The 13,009-nt window shown below is 50.8% G+C and carries 11 protein-coding genes; 2 read left to right on the top strand and 9 right to left on the bottom strand.

Annotation, left to right across the window (positions count from 1 at the left end; translation table 11 throughout):
• Nucleotides 1–332: 332 nt before the first annotated feature.
• Nucleotides 333–1,607: a cation:dicarboxylate symporter family transporter gene (locus M3630_RS28980; RefSeq protein ID WP_232773404.1), complete on the bottom strand. Its 1,275-nt coding sequence runs from the start codon at nucleotides 1,605–1,607 to the stop codon at nucleotides 333–335.
• 263 nt (nucleotides 1,608–1,870) lie between these two features.
• Here M3630_RS28980 and ytvI point away from each other — a divergent pair, with 263 nt between their 5' ends.
• Entirely contained in the window at nucleotides 1,871–2,902 is a 1,032-nt protein-coding gene (gene ytvI, locus M3630_RS28975) for a sporulation integral membrane protein YtvI (RefSeq protein ID WP_251254498.1), read from the top strand.
• 93 nt (nucleotides 2,903–2,995) lie between these two features.
• Entirely contained in the window at nucleotides 2,996–4,240 is a 1,245-nt protein-coding gene (locus tag M3630_RS28970; protein ID WP_251254497.1) for a pyridoxal-phosphate-dependent aminotransferase family protein, read from the top strand.
• 37 nt (nucleotides 4,241–4,277) lie between these two features.
• On the opposite strand, the gene M3630_RS28965 is transcribed toward M3630_RS28970, so the two are convergent.
• From M3630_RS28965 to M3630_RS28930, 8 genes are read right to left on the bottom strand one after another with little or no spacing between them, the layout of a single operon-like run.
• Entirely contained in the window at nucleotides 4,278–5,597 is a 1,320-nt protein-coding gene (locus tag M3630_RS28965) for a (Fe-S)-binding protein (protein ID WP_251254496.1), read from the bottom strand.
• The gene (locus M3630_RS28960) at nucleotides 5,590–7,005 is read right to left on the bottom strand and encodes an FAD-binding oxidoreductase (RefSeq protein ID WP_251254495.1); all 1,416 of its coding nucleotides are present in this window, start codon (nucleotides 7,003–7,005) and stop codon (nucleotides 5,590–5,592) included. The genes M3630_RS28965 and M3630_RS28960 overlap by 8 nt, the downstream gene beginning before the upstream one ends.
• Nucleotides 7,006–7,032: 27 nt before the next feature.
• A complete protein-coding gene (gene murQ / locus M3630_RS28955; protein WP_251254494.1) occupies nucleotides 7,033–7,941 on the bottom strand; it encodes an N-acetylmuramic acid 6-phosphate etherase in 909 nt (302 codons plus the stop codon).
• A gap of 44 nt (nucleotides 7,942–7,985) precedes the next feature.
• Nucleotides 7,986–8,954 (bottom strand): ABC transporter ATP-binding protein, encoded by a 969-nt coding sequence (locus M3630_RS28950; RefSeq protein ID WP_221867629.1) that lies wholly within the window; start codon nucleotides 8,952–8,954, stop codon nucleotides 7,986–7,988.
• On the bottom strand, nucleotides 8,951–9,925 hold the full coding sequence (locus M3630_RS28945) for an ABC transporter ATP-binding protein (RefSeq protein ID WP_173608746.1): 975 nt from the start codon (nucleotides 9,923–9,925) through the stop codon (nucleotides 8,951–8,953). Before M3630_RS28945 ends, M3630_RS28950 begins: the two co-directional genes overlap by 4 nt.
• 18 nt (nucleotides 9,926–9,943) lie before the next feature.
• Complete coding sequence (locus M3630_RS28940; protein ID WP_251254493.1) at nucleotides 9,944–11,164, bottom strand: serine hydrolase domain-containing protein; 1,221 nt, start codon at nucleotides 11,162–11,164, stop codon at nucleotides 9,944–9,946.
• A gap of 25 nt (nucleotides 11,165–11,189) precedes the next feature.
• Nucleotides 11,190–12,023 (bottom strand): ABC transporter permease, encoded by an 834-nt coding sequence (locus M3630_RS28935; RefSeq protein WP_173608748.1) that lies wholly within the window; start codon nucleotides 12,021–12,023, stop codon nucleotides 11,190–11,192.
• 15 nt (nucleotides 12,024–12,038) lie between these two features.
• Nucleotides 12,039–12,980 (bottom strand): ABC transporter permease, encoded by a 942-nt coding sequence (locus tag M3630_RS28930; protein WP_251254492.1) that lies wholly within the window; start codon nucleotides 12,978–12,980, stop codon nucleotides 12,039–12,041.
• Nucleotides 12,981–13,009: the final 29 nt, after the last annotated feature.

Genomic DNA, 13,009 nt, shown 5'->3' with positions numbered 1-13,009 from the left:
CTTCATAAGTAGCAGCTCCTTTCGTATTGTAGCGCTCTGTCTATTGGCGTACTTGCCCTTAGTGTAGCCAGAGTAACCTACGAAGTTACGAATAGGGGCTGTCCTCGTTCATAATAACTTATGGAATACTTCACCGAGACTTCTACGTTTGAAGCGCTCCCGCCATTTATTGCGAAGCGGACAGTCTTCACCCCTTGCAGGGCGGAGGCCGAAGCGTAGACTGGAAATGCGCTTCTTCCCACCACCCTAGCCACTTTTTAAAACAAAACAAAAAGCCCCCTGCCAGCTAAATTCACTGACAGGAGGCTTCTTAAAATTATTAATAGCTTAGATTAAGCCGCACTTGGATCGGCTTTTACTGCCTGAACATAATCGTCTGCTTTCTTTTGGTCGAACTGACCTTCCCAACGGGAGATTACGATTGCTGCCAACGCATTACCTACAACGTTAACAACTGTACGAGCCATATCCATCAAACGGTCTACACCGGCGATGAAAGCAAGACCTTCTACTGGGAGACCTACAGAGCCGAGCGTAGCCAACAGTACTACGAACGATACTCCCGGTACACCAGCGATCCCTTTGGACGTAACCATCAGTACGAGCATCAGCGTGATCTGTGTACTGATTGGCATGTGAATACCATACATTTGCGCAATGAACAGAGCCGCCAGTGCCTGGTACAGTGTGGAACCATCCAGGTTGAAGGAGTAGCCTGTCGGAATAACAAAGGACGCGATCGCCTTCGGACAGCCCATCTTCTCCATTTTTTCCATGATTTTAGGCAGTACAGTCTCGGAGCTGGAAGTGGAGTAAGCCAACAACAGCTCGTCCTTCAGCACACGCAGGAGGGAAGTGATTTTGACTCCGCTGATACGTGCGATGATACCCAATACCACCAAGATGAAGAACACCATGGCAACGTGAACCAAAATAACCAGTTTCCCCAATGGAATCAAGGAAGACAAACCAAATTTGGAAACGGTAACACCAATCAATGCAAAAACACCAAACGGAGCAAAACGCATGATGGTGTTCACAACCCAGAACATGGCGTCCGCGACTCCATTGAAAAAGTTGAGAACCGGCCTTCCCTTCTCGCCTGCTGCTGCGACACCAAGTCCAAACAGAACGGAGAAGAAAATAATCGCTAACATATCACCACGAGCAAGAGAATCAAAAATATTCGTTGGTACAATCTTAACGAATGTTTCCACCATACCGTGGCTCTGTGTTGATTCTGCCGTGTCTACATACTTGTGGATATCAGTCTTGGTAAGGACTGTTCGGTCCACACCGACACCCGGTTGAAAGATGTTCGCCGCCAAAAGACCAACGATAATGGCAATCGTGGTAACGATTTCAAAATACAAAATTGTCTTACCACCGATTTTGCCCAACTTCTTCATGTCACCTACGCCTGCTACGCCCACAATAAGCGTGGCAACAACGATCGGAACGACAATCATTTTAATCAATCGGAGAAAAATATCACCGATAGGCTGTAAATAGGTCGCCACTGCTGGGTTGCCGTAAAAAATAGCACCCACCAGGATACCCAGAATGAGACCGACGACAATTTGCATCGCTAATCCAAACCGCTTCATTCTGACACCTCGCTATGAAAGATTAAGATGTAGCTCTCAAGTCGATATGCTGATACGCATCAAACTCGAGTGGTATATAGGTGAGCATCATATCATGAATTTTTGTGTTTTCCCCTTTTTTGTATTCTTTTCATTTCTTTATTTTTTCTGACAATATCTATCAATTTCGCGATAAGATTGGGTTCATTGTGTTCGCTTCTGGAAAAATGATAAAATAAGAGAATCAATTTTCAGCGATTTTTCATTCAGAATGGAGCGCAGTCATGACGATTCGGAAAATGATCATCCTGCTATTAGTTCTAGCAGTCGGGTTGTTTCTTTTGCCTTACTCCGTCCCCTTTTTGCTAGCACTGTTAACAGCAATTCTGGTTGAGCCACTCGTCTTGTTTCTTACCAAAAGGCTACGAATGAATCGAATGAGTGCGGTAATCGCATCCTTTTTCCTCTTCCTCATTTCTTTTGGGATCATACTGTACTGGATCGGTACGCAGATTGTGGTTCAGGGAATTGTTTTGGCTCAGCGATTACCGGCTTTTTCGCAGCATATTTTTGAGTTGGTCGAGTCCTATTTGATGAGCTGGGAAACGTACTATGCGTCGTTACCTGCCGAAACCGTATCGGAAATCCAGAGCGTCTTCGCTGGGCTTAAAAACTGGGCGCTTACTTCAGCCTCCACGATTGCCAAAGGTATTCTCGGTGTGGCAGCCATCGTTCCGGGCTTTTTGATCTCTACGATTATTTACTTGGTTGCCTTGTTTTTGATCAGTCTCGATTTGCCGAAATTGCGTGCGGGCTTCATGCGAATGTTCACGGTGTCTGCTCGTGAAAAGGTCGAGGTGGTTATCTCTCAATTGAACCGTGCCACCGTTGGTTTTTTACGTGCCCAAATCATCTTGAGCCTGATGACGTTCACGCTGTCCTTTTTGGGATTACTCATTTTACAGGTCAAGTATGCAGCCGTCATTTCGCTCATGATCGTTTTCGTTGATATTCTCCCCATCTTGGGGGCAGGCTCGTTCCTCGTTCCATGGGCTATTTACAACTTCTTGATGGGCCACTCTTATTTGGCAATCGGCCTGATCGTCATCTTCCTCGTGATTACGGTCGTCCGCCGCATTATTGAACCCAAGGTACTCGCATCTAATTTGGGAATTAGCGCCCTAGCCGCTCTTGTCAGCATGTTCCTCGGATTTCAGGTGATTGGATTTTTCGGGCTGATACTCGGTCCAGCGCTCGTCATTATCTACGAGGCGCTGAGAAAAGCTGGCTTCTTGAATTTCAAAATAGATTTTTGATGGGCATAGAAGTTTGGTAGTGCTACGGCCGTTTTTTCCGGTGATGGAATCGGAAAATCGGCCGTTGATATAGAAAGATCTGGGGGAGAGCTTATGTGTGCGTACAAAGAACTGACCACCTCACAACGAACAATCATGACGCCAGGGCCCGTCGAGGCCGAGCCTAGTGTTCTTCGCGTGATGGGTTCACCCATTTTGGGGCAATTCGATCCAGAATTCACGAACATTATGAACGAAACAATGGAAATGCTTCGGAAATTGTTCCAGACATCCAATCATTGGGCATTCCCGATAGACGGAACCTCCCGGGCGGGCATTGAGGCCGTTTTGTGTAGCATAATCGAACCAGGAGATCGGGTGCTTGTACCCATTTATGGACGATTCGGGCACTTGCTTACAGAGATTGCGGAAAGGTACGGCGCAGATGTGATTACGATGGAAACACGCTGGGGAAGTGTCTTTGAGCCGCAGGACGTGATTACTGAAATCGAGCGAGTTCAGCCCAAAATCGTAGCAATGGTTCACGGCGAAACATCCACTGGCTGTGTTCAGCCTTTGAAAGAAATCGGGGAAGCTTGCCGCCAGATGGATGTCCTGTTTGTCGTCGATGCTGTCGCCTCTATCGGCGGGACAGAAGTGAAGGTGGACGATTGGTATATCGACGCATGTATTGGCGGCACACAAAAATGCTTGTCTGTCCCCTCTGGGATGGCTCCTATCACGTTTAATTCTCGTGTAGAAGCACTCTTGCTCCAACGGAAAAAAATTGAGCGTGGACTCGCTGATCCCTCTGCTCCGAAATCTGCTCAAACCCGAACGATTCGCAGCAATTATTTTGACTTGAGCCAGCTCATGGATTACTGGGGACCCGCACGGCTGAACCACCATACGGAGGCGACCACGATGTTGTACGCCTTGCGAGAAGGTGTGCGCATTGCCCTCACAGAAGGCCTGGAGGAGAGATTCGCCAGACATCGCTTGCATGAACAAGCCTTGGTCGCCGGTGTGTTGGCGATGGGTTTGCAGCTCTACGGCGATCCGGCTTGCAAGCTTCCTGTCGTGACCTGTATCAAAATTCCTGACGGGCTCGACGGAGAGTCAGTCCGGGCCATGCTGCTCGAAGATTTTCATATTGAAATTGCCAGTTCCTTTGGGCCGTTAAAAGGGACAATCTGGCGGATTGGCACAATGGGCTACAGCTGCAGGAAGAAAAATGTATTGCATGTGCTAGGGGCGTTGGAAGCGGTTCTTCTCCGGCATGGCGCCCGTGTACACGCAGGACGCGCCGTTCAAGCTGCGTTGGATATCTACGATCAGGAAAAAGCACAAAGCAGCTAGCCCCTCTTAAGCGGAAAAAGCCTTTGTCCTTCCCCACTTACTCAGGGGGAGACAAGGGCTTTTCTTTCCGCTGCACACGTGCCAATAAATCGACGATGTGTACGGCCTCCATCTTTCCTTCCAGTCCCGCTCGATGAATGCCTGCTTTCATTTGCAACAGACAGCCCGGATTCGAGGTCACTAAAATGTCTGCTTGAGTAGCTGCTACATGACCCATTTTTTCATCCAAAAGGCTCCCCGCCATCTCAGGCTGCACCAGATTGTAAATGCCAGCTGAACCGCAGCAGCGATCTCCTTCGCGAAGTTGTACGTATGTAGCACCCGGAATGGCTTGCAAGAGGTTCACTGGCTCTTTTGTCACCTTCATCCCGTTACGCAGGTGGCACGAGGATTGATAGGTGATTCGTTGCGGCAAGGACTGCCACTCTTTTGGCTCAACGAGGAGTGTAAGTACCTCGCTAATATCCTTCACGCGTGAAGCGAACCATTGTGCTCTCTCCTGCCACTCGGCATCTTCCGCAAGCAAATGGTCGTAATCTTGCAGCATCGCCCCGCAACCACCTGCATTGGATACAATGATATCCACGTCAGCCTTGTGAAAAGCAGCCACATTTTTTCGCGCCAGATGGCGAGCCTGTTCACGTTCACCGCTATGTGCATGGAGAGCACCGCAGCAAACCTGGTCTGGAGCGATGATGACCTCACAGCCTGCCTCACTCAGAATCCGCACGGTGTTGCGATTCGTCTCATTGAACAGGACATCCATGATGCAGCCGTGGAACATTCCTACACGATACTTGCGCTCGCCTGCCGCTGGAATAACCGTGCCACCGAAAAAGTCCACGATACCTTTTCCAGAAGCTTCTGGCATGATCGCTTCCATTTCCCGCATTTGCTTTGGCAGAATGGACAGCACTCCCAGCTTGCGAACGACTTTTTGCACGCCTGAACGCTGATAAAAGCGCAACAGCCCACCGAGCTGGTACATGCGCTTCTGATGAGGAAACAGGTGGAAAAACGCGAGCTTGCGGACGAGTTTGACCCACCATGGATGCTCCTGCACCTCTTCAATCGCTTCTCTCGTCTGCTCGATCAGTTGACCGTACGGCACACCTGCTGGACATACTGGCTCACATGCCCGGCAGCCTAGACATAGATTCATTTGATCGACGAAATCCTTGTCCGGTTCCATGACACCGTCTGCTACAGCTTTCATCAAGGCGATGCGACCTCGTGGAGAAGCTGCCTCGTAGCCTGTTTCCCGAAAAGTCGGACAAGCTGGCTGACAGAAGCCACAGCGCATACAGTTGGACAGTTCATCGTAATCGAGTTTCTTTACCAAGGCTTCTTTAAGCACGCTGGATCACCACTCTGTTCCGGGACTCTTTGGCAAACATCTTGTCAGGATTCAGTAGATTGTGAGGATCGAAAGCGTGCTTGATGCCTTTCATGATCTCCATACCTGCGGCTCCTACTTTCCACTCCAAATACGGTGCCTTGACGATTCCTACGCCATGCTCTCCCGTAATCGTTCCGCCCAAATCGATTGCCGCTGCGAAAATTTCCTCGAAAGCATGCTCGACACGCTCGATCTCTTCCGTATTGCGGGCGTCTGTCATGCAGGTCGGATGCAAATTGCCGTCTCCCGCATGGCCAAAGGTGCAAATGCGCAGACCGTATCGCTCTGTAATCTCTTGGATCGCGGCGACCATCGGCGCAATCGAGGCGCGAGGAACGGTTGCGTCTTCCAAAATGGTCGTCGGACGCATCCGTGACAACGCGGCGAGCGCACTGCGTCTGGCCGTCATCACCTCATCAGCTTCCTCCGCTGTCGTCGCTACCTTGATTTGGACCGCATTATTCTTCTCGCAAATCGCAGCGATCTGCCCCATATCTCGATCAACCGTCTGCGGCTCTCCGTCCTGTCCGATCAGGAGGATCGCCGCGACATCTGTCGGTAGCCCGATCTGTTTGAAATCCTCGACAACACGGATCGTGCCCTGATCGAGAAATTCCAGCGTGCCAGGGATGATCCGATTGGCAATGATATCGGAAACAGACCTCGCTGCCTGTGCCATATCTGAAAACATCGCGAGCATAACTCGCTGTGTCTGCGGCTTCGGAATCAGCTTGAGAATAGCCTCGGTAATGATCGCCAATGTGCCCTCGCTGCCGACCAAAAGTTTGGTCAGATCATAGCCCGCCACATCCTTCATCAGCTTGCCTCCGGTGCGAATGACCTCTCCGTTCGGCAAAACAGCTTCGAGACCCAGCACGTAATCCTTGGTTGTCCCGTACTTCAACCCGCGCAGTCCACCCGAATTAAGCGCAATATTCCCGCCAATCGTGGAGATGACCATACTGCCTGGATCGGGTGGGTAAAACAGACCGAGCTCCTCTACCGCCTGATGGATGTCGACCGTTCGGACCCCCGGCTGCACCGTTATCGTCAAATTTTGCTCGGCAATCTCTACAATCTGATTCATCCGGCTCAACACCAAAACAATTCCGCCCCCGACTGGTATCGTTCCACCGCATAGATTAGAGCCAGCCCCACGCGTCACAATCGGGATGTGGTGTCGTGCTACAACTCGCATGACCTGTTGGATTTCGGCAGTGCTCTGCGGCATGACGACCACATCCGGCAATGCCTGCTGCATTGGCGTCGCGTCATACGAATAAGCGACTAATGCTTCCTGTTTGTCGAGACAGTTTTTCGCTCCGACGATAGCACGCAGCTCTTCGCGAATAGATTCTGGCAACATGGAATCTCTCCACCCTTTCCCATGAACTTAGTCCAACTGCGAAATTGCTTCCCTGATTCTTCCATTGGTAACATTCAACAAACGAGTGGCTTCTTCCCTGCTCGATCCGGTTAGCTTCATGATAATAGCTGTCTTCGCATCACCGTCTGCCTGATCAGCCAGTTGCTCCGCTTCCTCGTAACTCGCTCCGGTTATTTCCATGATGATCCGCTTTACTCGTTCTTTTAGCTTGAGGTTGGTCGCTTGCACGCTGACCATCAAATTTCCGTACACTTTGCCCAAGCGAATCATCGTCGCTGTCGTCAGCATGTTCAGCACCAGCTTTTGGGCCGTTCCTGCCTTGAGCCTCGTCGATCCGGTCAATACTTCCGGTCCTACGACGACATTAATAGCTACATCTACGCCTTCATTGATGTACGAAGGCTTGTTGCAAGAGACAGCAATCGTTTTGGCTTTGATCCTCTGTGCCTCCGCCAAAACACCGAGAACATACGGAGTCCGTCCGCTGGCTGCGATCCCTACGACCACATCATTTTTGGTCACACCGTATTTATGCACATCTTCTTGACCCAGTTCAAAGGAATCCTCTGCGCCCTCTACCGCGCGTACCATTGCGGATGGCCCGCCTGCTATCACGCCTTGAACGAGCTCAGGGTGGGTACCAAAGGTGGGCGGGCACTCGGACGCATCCAAAATTCCTAAACGTCCACTCGTTCCAGCACCAAAGTAAAACAGTCTTCCGCCCTTTTCCAGTACGTGTGTGATAACCTCTACCGCATCAGATACTTGATCGAGGACGCGCTCTACCGCATATGGAACTTTCTTGTCTTCATCGTTCATCATTTGTACGATGCCTCGGGCACTCAATTGATCCAAATCACTGCTGCCCTCGTTTTTTTCTTCAGTCGTCAATGCTTGCAAGTTCTCCAGATTCATGCTCTATCGAACCTCCTTTTCAATCTTGCTGCCCCATGTTCACTTCATGACTGATCCAAATGGCAAGTGACAAAGTGCCCTGTTGAAACCTCGCTAGCAACAGGAGCAACCGTTTTGCAAATGTCCATACAGTGGCGGCAACGCGGATGGAATGTGCAGCCAGACGGCGGTTTCGCTGGACTCGGCAGGTCGCCCTCCAAAATGATCCGCTGGGTCGTCAAATGGGGATTTGGTACAGGCACCGCTGATAACAGTGCTTGTGTATAGGGATGCGTGGGTTTCTCGTACAACGATTGTTTATCCGCTACCTCCACCACTTTTCCTAGATACATTACCGCTACCCGATCAGAAATATGGCGGACGACACTCAAATCATGCGAGATAAACAAATACGTCAGATTGAACTCCTTTTGCAAATCTTGCATCAGGTTCAAAATTTGCGCCTGAATCGACACGTCCAGTGCAGACACAGGCTCATCGGCCACAATCAGCTTCGGGCGCAAAATCAGTGCCCTTGCTATGCCAATCCGCTGGCGCTGACCACCAGAAAATTCATGCGGAAAGCGATCCAGCTGCTGCTTGGAGAGGCCGACGATCTGGATCATCTCCTCGACTTGCTTTCGGCGTTCTGCTGAATTGCCGATGCCGTGGATGATGAGTGGGTCCTCCAAAAGCTGTCCGATTGTTTTACGCGGGTTCAGCGAAGCAAACGGGTCTTGAAAAACGAGCTGCATGTTGCGTCTGGCTCTACGCAGCTCTGATTCATTGAGCTTGCGGATATCCTGTCCTTCAAAAAAGACTTCTCCATCAGTCGGTTCAATCAAGCGGAGGATGCATCGTCCTGTCGTGGACTTCCCACACCCCGATTCGCCAACGATGCTGACAGTCTCGCCAGGATAAACAGCAAGGTTAACTCCATCGACGGCACGAACGACTTTTTCCTTGCTGAAGAATCCTTGCTTGCTCGTGAAATGCTTGGTCAATGATTTGACTTCCAATAGTGGTTGCCTCATTGCACGTCCTCCTCGCGATACAGCCAGCAGCGGCACTTTTGGTTGTCTGCGACAGGCGTAAGCTCTGGATTTTTCTCACGGCAAATATCCATGACTTGTGAACAGCGCGGTGCAAAACGACAACCCGCAGGCATTTCGCTCAAAAGGGGCACCGAGCCCGGAATCGCATCCAAACGCACTTGGTTGACACTGACAGAAGGCATTGATTTCAAAAGCCCTCTCGTATATGGATGCTTCGGCTCGTCAAACAGTTGCTTGACGTCGGCTTCCTCTACGATTTGACCTGCATACATGACGATGACGCGATGACACATCTCCGCTACGACTCCTAGGTCATGTGTGATAAGCAGGATGGAAGTGCCTTGCTCTTGACGGACTTTTTTCATGAGTTCCAATATTTGCGCCTGAATCGTCACGTCCAAAGCCGTCGTCGGCTCGTCGGCAATCAAGAGCTTGGGCGCACAAGACATCGCCATCGCAATCATCACACGTTGACGCATCCCACCTGACAATTGGTGCGGATAGTCGGAAATGATTTCATCAGCACGCGGAATCCCGACTTCTTTCAAAAGCTCGATCGTCCGTCGCTTGGCTTCCTGTTTGGACAGTCCGAGATGCCGACGCAAGGGCTCGCTGATCTGTTTGCCGATCGAATGCAATGGGTTTAGCGAAGTCATCGGCTCCTGAAAAATCATCGCGATCTGATTGCCGCGAATCGCTTGCATTTGTTTTTCCGTGAGTAAGAGCAGCTCCTTGTCTTGAAAACGGATGCTCCCGGTCATCTCTACATTCCGTCCCAAGAGCTGCATGATGGACATGCTGGTCACGCTTTTTCCACATCCGGATTCACCGACCACACCGACGGTTTCACCAGGCTCTACAGAGAGGCTGACACCCTCGATCACGGTCAGCTTTTTGCCTGCTTGGATAAAAGAAGTTCGCAAATCATCAATCGTAAGCATTGCTGCCATGAGTATTCCCCCTTTTCATCAGGATGTGTGGTCAGGTTTGATTACAGAAAATAATCGGTTATGGTGAGCGGTCCGCCACGCCCCGATCAACGGGCTCGCGACAAGATGCACGCGGTTTGTCAATGTAATCAGCGTCACGTCTCTCTCCGGGTCCGACCAGATCGACGTTCCTGTAAAGCCGGTATGCCCAAAGGCGCGTTCCGAAACAAGGTCTCCCCCACTACAGCCTGCGGCAAGTTGTTCCAAGGAACCGCCTGTCGGGGAAATGATCCACCCCAAACCTCTGCGATGAATCGAATGGTCTGTTAGTGAGCGAGTAGCCAAGGCACACAGCGTCGGATCAAGCTGTACGGAAGCCTTCCCACTCGTCCATATGTGGATGTAGCGCTCTGTATCAGCCAAGGTGGAAAAAAGTCCGGCGTGCCCGCTGACACCTTCCAAGCCATAGTGGGCGTTGCAATCGTGAACAGTGCCACTAATAACTCCTTCTCGCCAACCGTATCCGGTCAAAGCTTGCTGCCACTCCAGCGCCAAAGGATGTCTAGCTTCTGCTAGCTCCGATAAAAAAGTCACCGCCATATTTTGTTCAAAGGCATTGCCCTTCTCCGTAGCAGCAATGTCCATTCCTTGCAGACGTGGTTGTTCCAGCGGCAAGTAGCTTGTATGAAACATTCGGCTCGGTTGAAAAATCAGTCGCTTCGAAAGCGCGTCCAGTTCCTCCTCCCAGATGCGCTCCAGTAAAAAGCCCAACAGCATGAATCCCAGATCGCTGTACACAACATTACGCCCCGGGGCATCCAGCATCGACTCGTTTGCGATGAGCCGCAAACAGTCCTCCCGATTTTTCCCTAGCAAAAAGTACGGACGCCATGCAGGAAGACCCGATGTATGTGTGAGCAGATGAATGATTTTAATCTGCCCTTTGCGTTCCTGATCGTGAGCGCTCGCTAATTCAGGCAAGTAGGTCGTCGCCGAGTCATTCAACGACAGCTTGCCTTCCTGCACACTGATGAGGATGAGCGGCAAGGTCACCATTACCTTGGTCAAGGAGGCCATATCATACAGCGTTTGACAATGAACCGGCCTTCCCTCTTGTCCATAGCTTGTTTTTCCCATGCAGACCATCACAGCAGGCGCGCCTTTTCGCAGCATGCTGACAGCTCCTCCCGGAAAAATGCCCTGATGAATCCCTTGCGTCAGACTAGACTCCATTCGTTCTCTGATCTGTTGCACATTCATTCGTTCTCACCCCAGCCTATCGTTCCTATTTCCCACGATGACGCGGGTCGAGAATATCACGGACGGCATCCCCAAACATGTTGCAAGCAAGAATCGTCACCGTCATGGCAAGACATGGCCAGATGATCATGCCCGGAGCCAGCTCCATGTAGCGGCGCGCCTCTGAAATCATCCCGCCCCATGACGGGTCTGGCGGCTGAATCCCCAAGCCCAAAAAGCTGAGCGCCGATTCTGTCAGGATCGCACCTGAAATCGCCAGAGAGGATTGAACCAGCAGCGGTGCCGTTACATTCGGAAAAATTTCTTGAAACAAGATACGCGGTGTACTCGCACCGATGGCACGAGCGCTTTCTACGTACTCCAGATTTTTGATAGAGAGAACCGCTCCCCTCACCGTCCGGGTGAAGATCGGGATGTTCACAATTCCGATGGCCATGATCGTGTTGAAGGTTCCCGGCCCTAATGCGGCGACAATCGCCAGCGCCAGCAAAATTTCCGGAAAAGCAAACAGAACGTCCATACAGCGCATGATAAAACCGTCAATCCAGCGCCCGAAGTAGCCAGCGATCAAGCCAAACAGCGTACCGAAAACGACGCTGACAAGAACGGCAGAAAGCCCAACCACCAGCGATACGCGCGCACCGTAGATAATGCGGCTCAAAAGATCACGACCAAATTGGTCCGTACCCAGCAAAAACTCACCCGAGCTGCCTTCCATCCGATGATCCTGAAACATTTGTGTCGGGTCATGCGGAGCCAACACCGGAGCCAGCACTGCCGTCAAACAGAGCAACGCCAGCAAAATGGAGCAGAAGACGGCTGTCTTATTCGCCAAAAAACGCTTTCGAAATGTGCTCATGTCGCATTCCCCTTGTCAATACTTGATACGCGGATCAATCCAGGTATAGATCAGGTCGATGAGCAGATTGACCAGGACAAACACCAGAGCGACGAACAAAACGCCTCCCTGTACAACCGGATAATCCCGCTGATAAATTCCTTCCAGAATGTACTGGCCCAAACCAGGAATCGAGAACAGCTGCTCAACGATCACAGACCCGCCCAGCAGGTAACCGATCTGCATACCTGCGATCGTCACAATCGGAATCGAAGAGTTGCGGAACGCATGGCCCATGACGATTGTCCATTTACTGTTACCCTTGGCCCGTGCTGTCCGTATAAAATCTTTGTCCATGGTTTCCAAAAATGCAGAACGAGTCATCCGCATCACACCAGCAGCCACCACAATCCCCATCGTTGTCGCAGGCAGAATGAATACCTTGAACGCCTCGATTGGATTATCCCAGAAGTTCACCACATCAATAGGCGGGAACCAGTTGAAATAAAGTGAAAAGCCGAGCAAGAGCAGTGTCCCGATGGCAAAGTTCGGAACAGAAATGCCTAGTAGCGTAAACACACGAACCACGATGTCTGTTTTGGAATGAGCGCGAATAGCAGAGAGAATCCCGAACGGAATCGCGAGCACCCACCCAATCAGAACGCCAAATACAGTCAGTTGCATGGTAATGGCAAAGCGCTTGAGAATCTGGGGCAAAATTTCTTCTCCTGTGTGGACCGATACGCCAAAATTCCCTTGCAGGATTCCTGTGACCCAATGCAGGTACTGGTTAATCAAAGGCTGATCTAACCCCATGCTTTTATTCAACGCCGCAATCGCTTCCGGTGTGGCACTCGTTCCTAGCATGATGGAAGCTGGATCGCCCGGCACCAGATGCAGGATCGTGAAGATCAAGACGGATATGCCAAACAGGATGGGAATCAGGCTGGCGACACGTTTGATTAGATAAGATCCCACGAGTTTCCCTCCATATTTAGAAACTTGGC

Origin of the sequence: Brevibacillus sp. MER 51, assembly GCF_023714195.1 — a bacterium.
Taxonomy (GTDB): domain Bacteria; phylum Bacillota; class Bacilli; order Brevibacillales; family Brevibacillaceae; genus Brevibacillus.
Note: the sequence above shows the minus strand (reverse complement) of the source record. Positions and strands in the feature narration are given on the sequence as shown.

Bases quoted from the DNA above. Each gene is read 5' to 3' on its own strand.
- M3630_RS28945 (WP_173608746.1), bottom strand. From the start codon at position 9,925: ATGGCAGCAATGCTTACGATTGATGATTTGCGAACTTCTTTTATCCAA.
- M3630_RS28935 (WP_173608748.1), bottom strand. From the start codon at position 12,023: ATGAGCACATTTCGAAAGCGTTTTTTGGCGAATAAGACAGCCGTCTTC.
- M3630_RS28970 (WP_251254497.1), top strand. From the start codon at position 2,996: ATGTGTGCGTACAAAGAACTGACCACCTCACAACGAACAATCATGACG.
- M3630_RS28940 (WP_251254493.1), bottom strand. From the start codon at position 11,164: ATGAATGTGCAACAGATCAGAGAACGAATGGAGTCTAGTCTGACGCAA.
- M3630_RS28960 (WP_251254495.1), bottom strand. From the start codon at position 7,005: ATGTTGCCAGAATCTATTCGCGAAGAGCTGCGTGCTATCGTCGGAGCG.
- ytvI (WP_251254498.1), top strand. From the start codon at position 1,871: ATGACGATTCGGAAAATGATCATCCTGCTATTAGTTCTAGCAGTCGGG.
- murQ (WP_251254494.1), bottom strand. From the start codon at position 7,941: ATGAATCTGGAGAACTTGCAAGCATTGACGACTGAAGAAAAAAACGAG.
- M3630_RS28980 (WP_232773404.1), bottom strand. From the start codon at position 1,607: ATGAAGCGGTTTGGATTAGCGATGCAAATTGTCGTCGGTCTCATTCTG.
- M3630_RS28950 (WP_221867629.1), bottom strand. From the start codon at position 8,954: ATGAGGCAACCACTATTGGAAGTCAAATCATTGACCAAGCATTTCACG.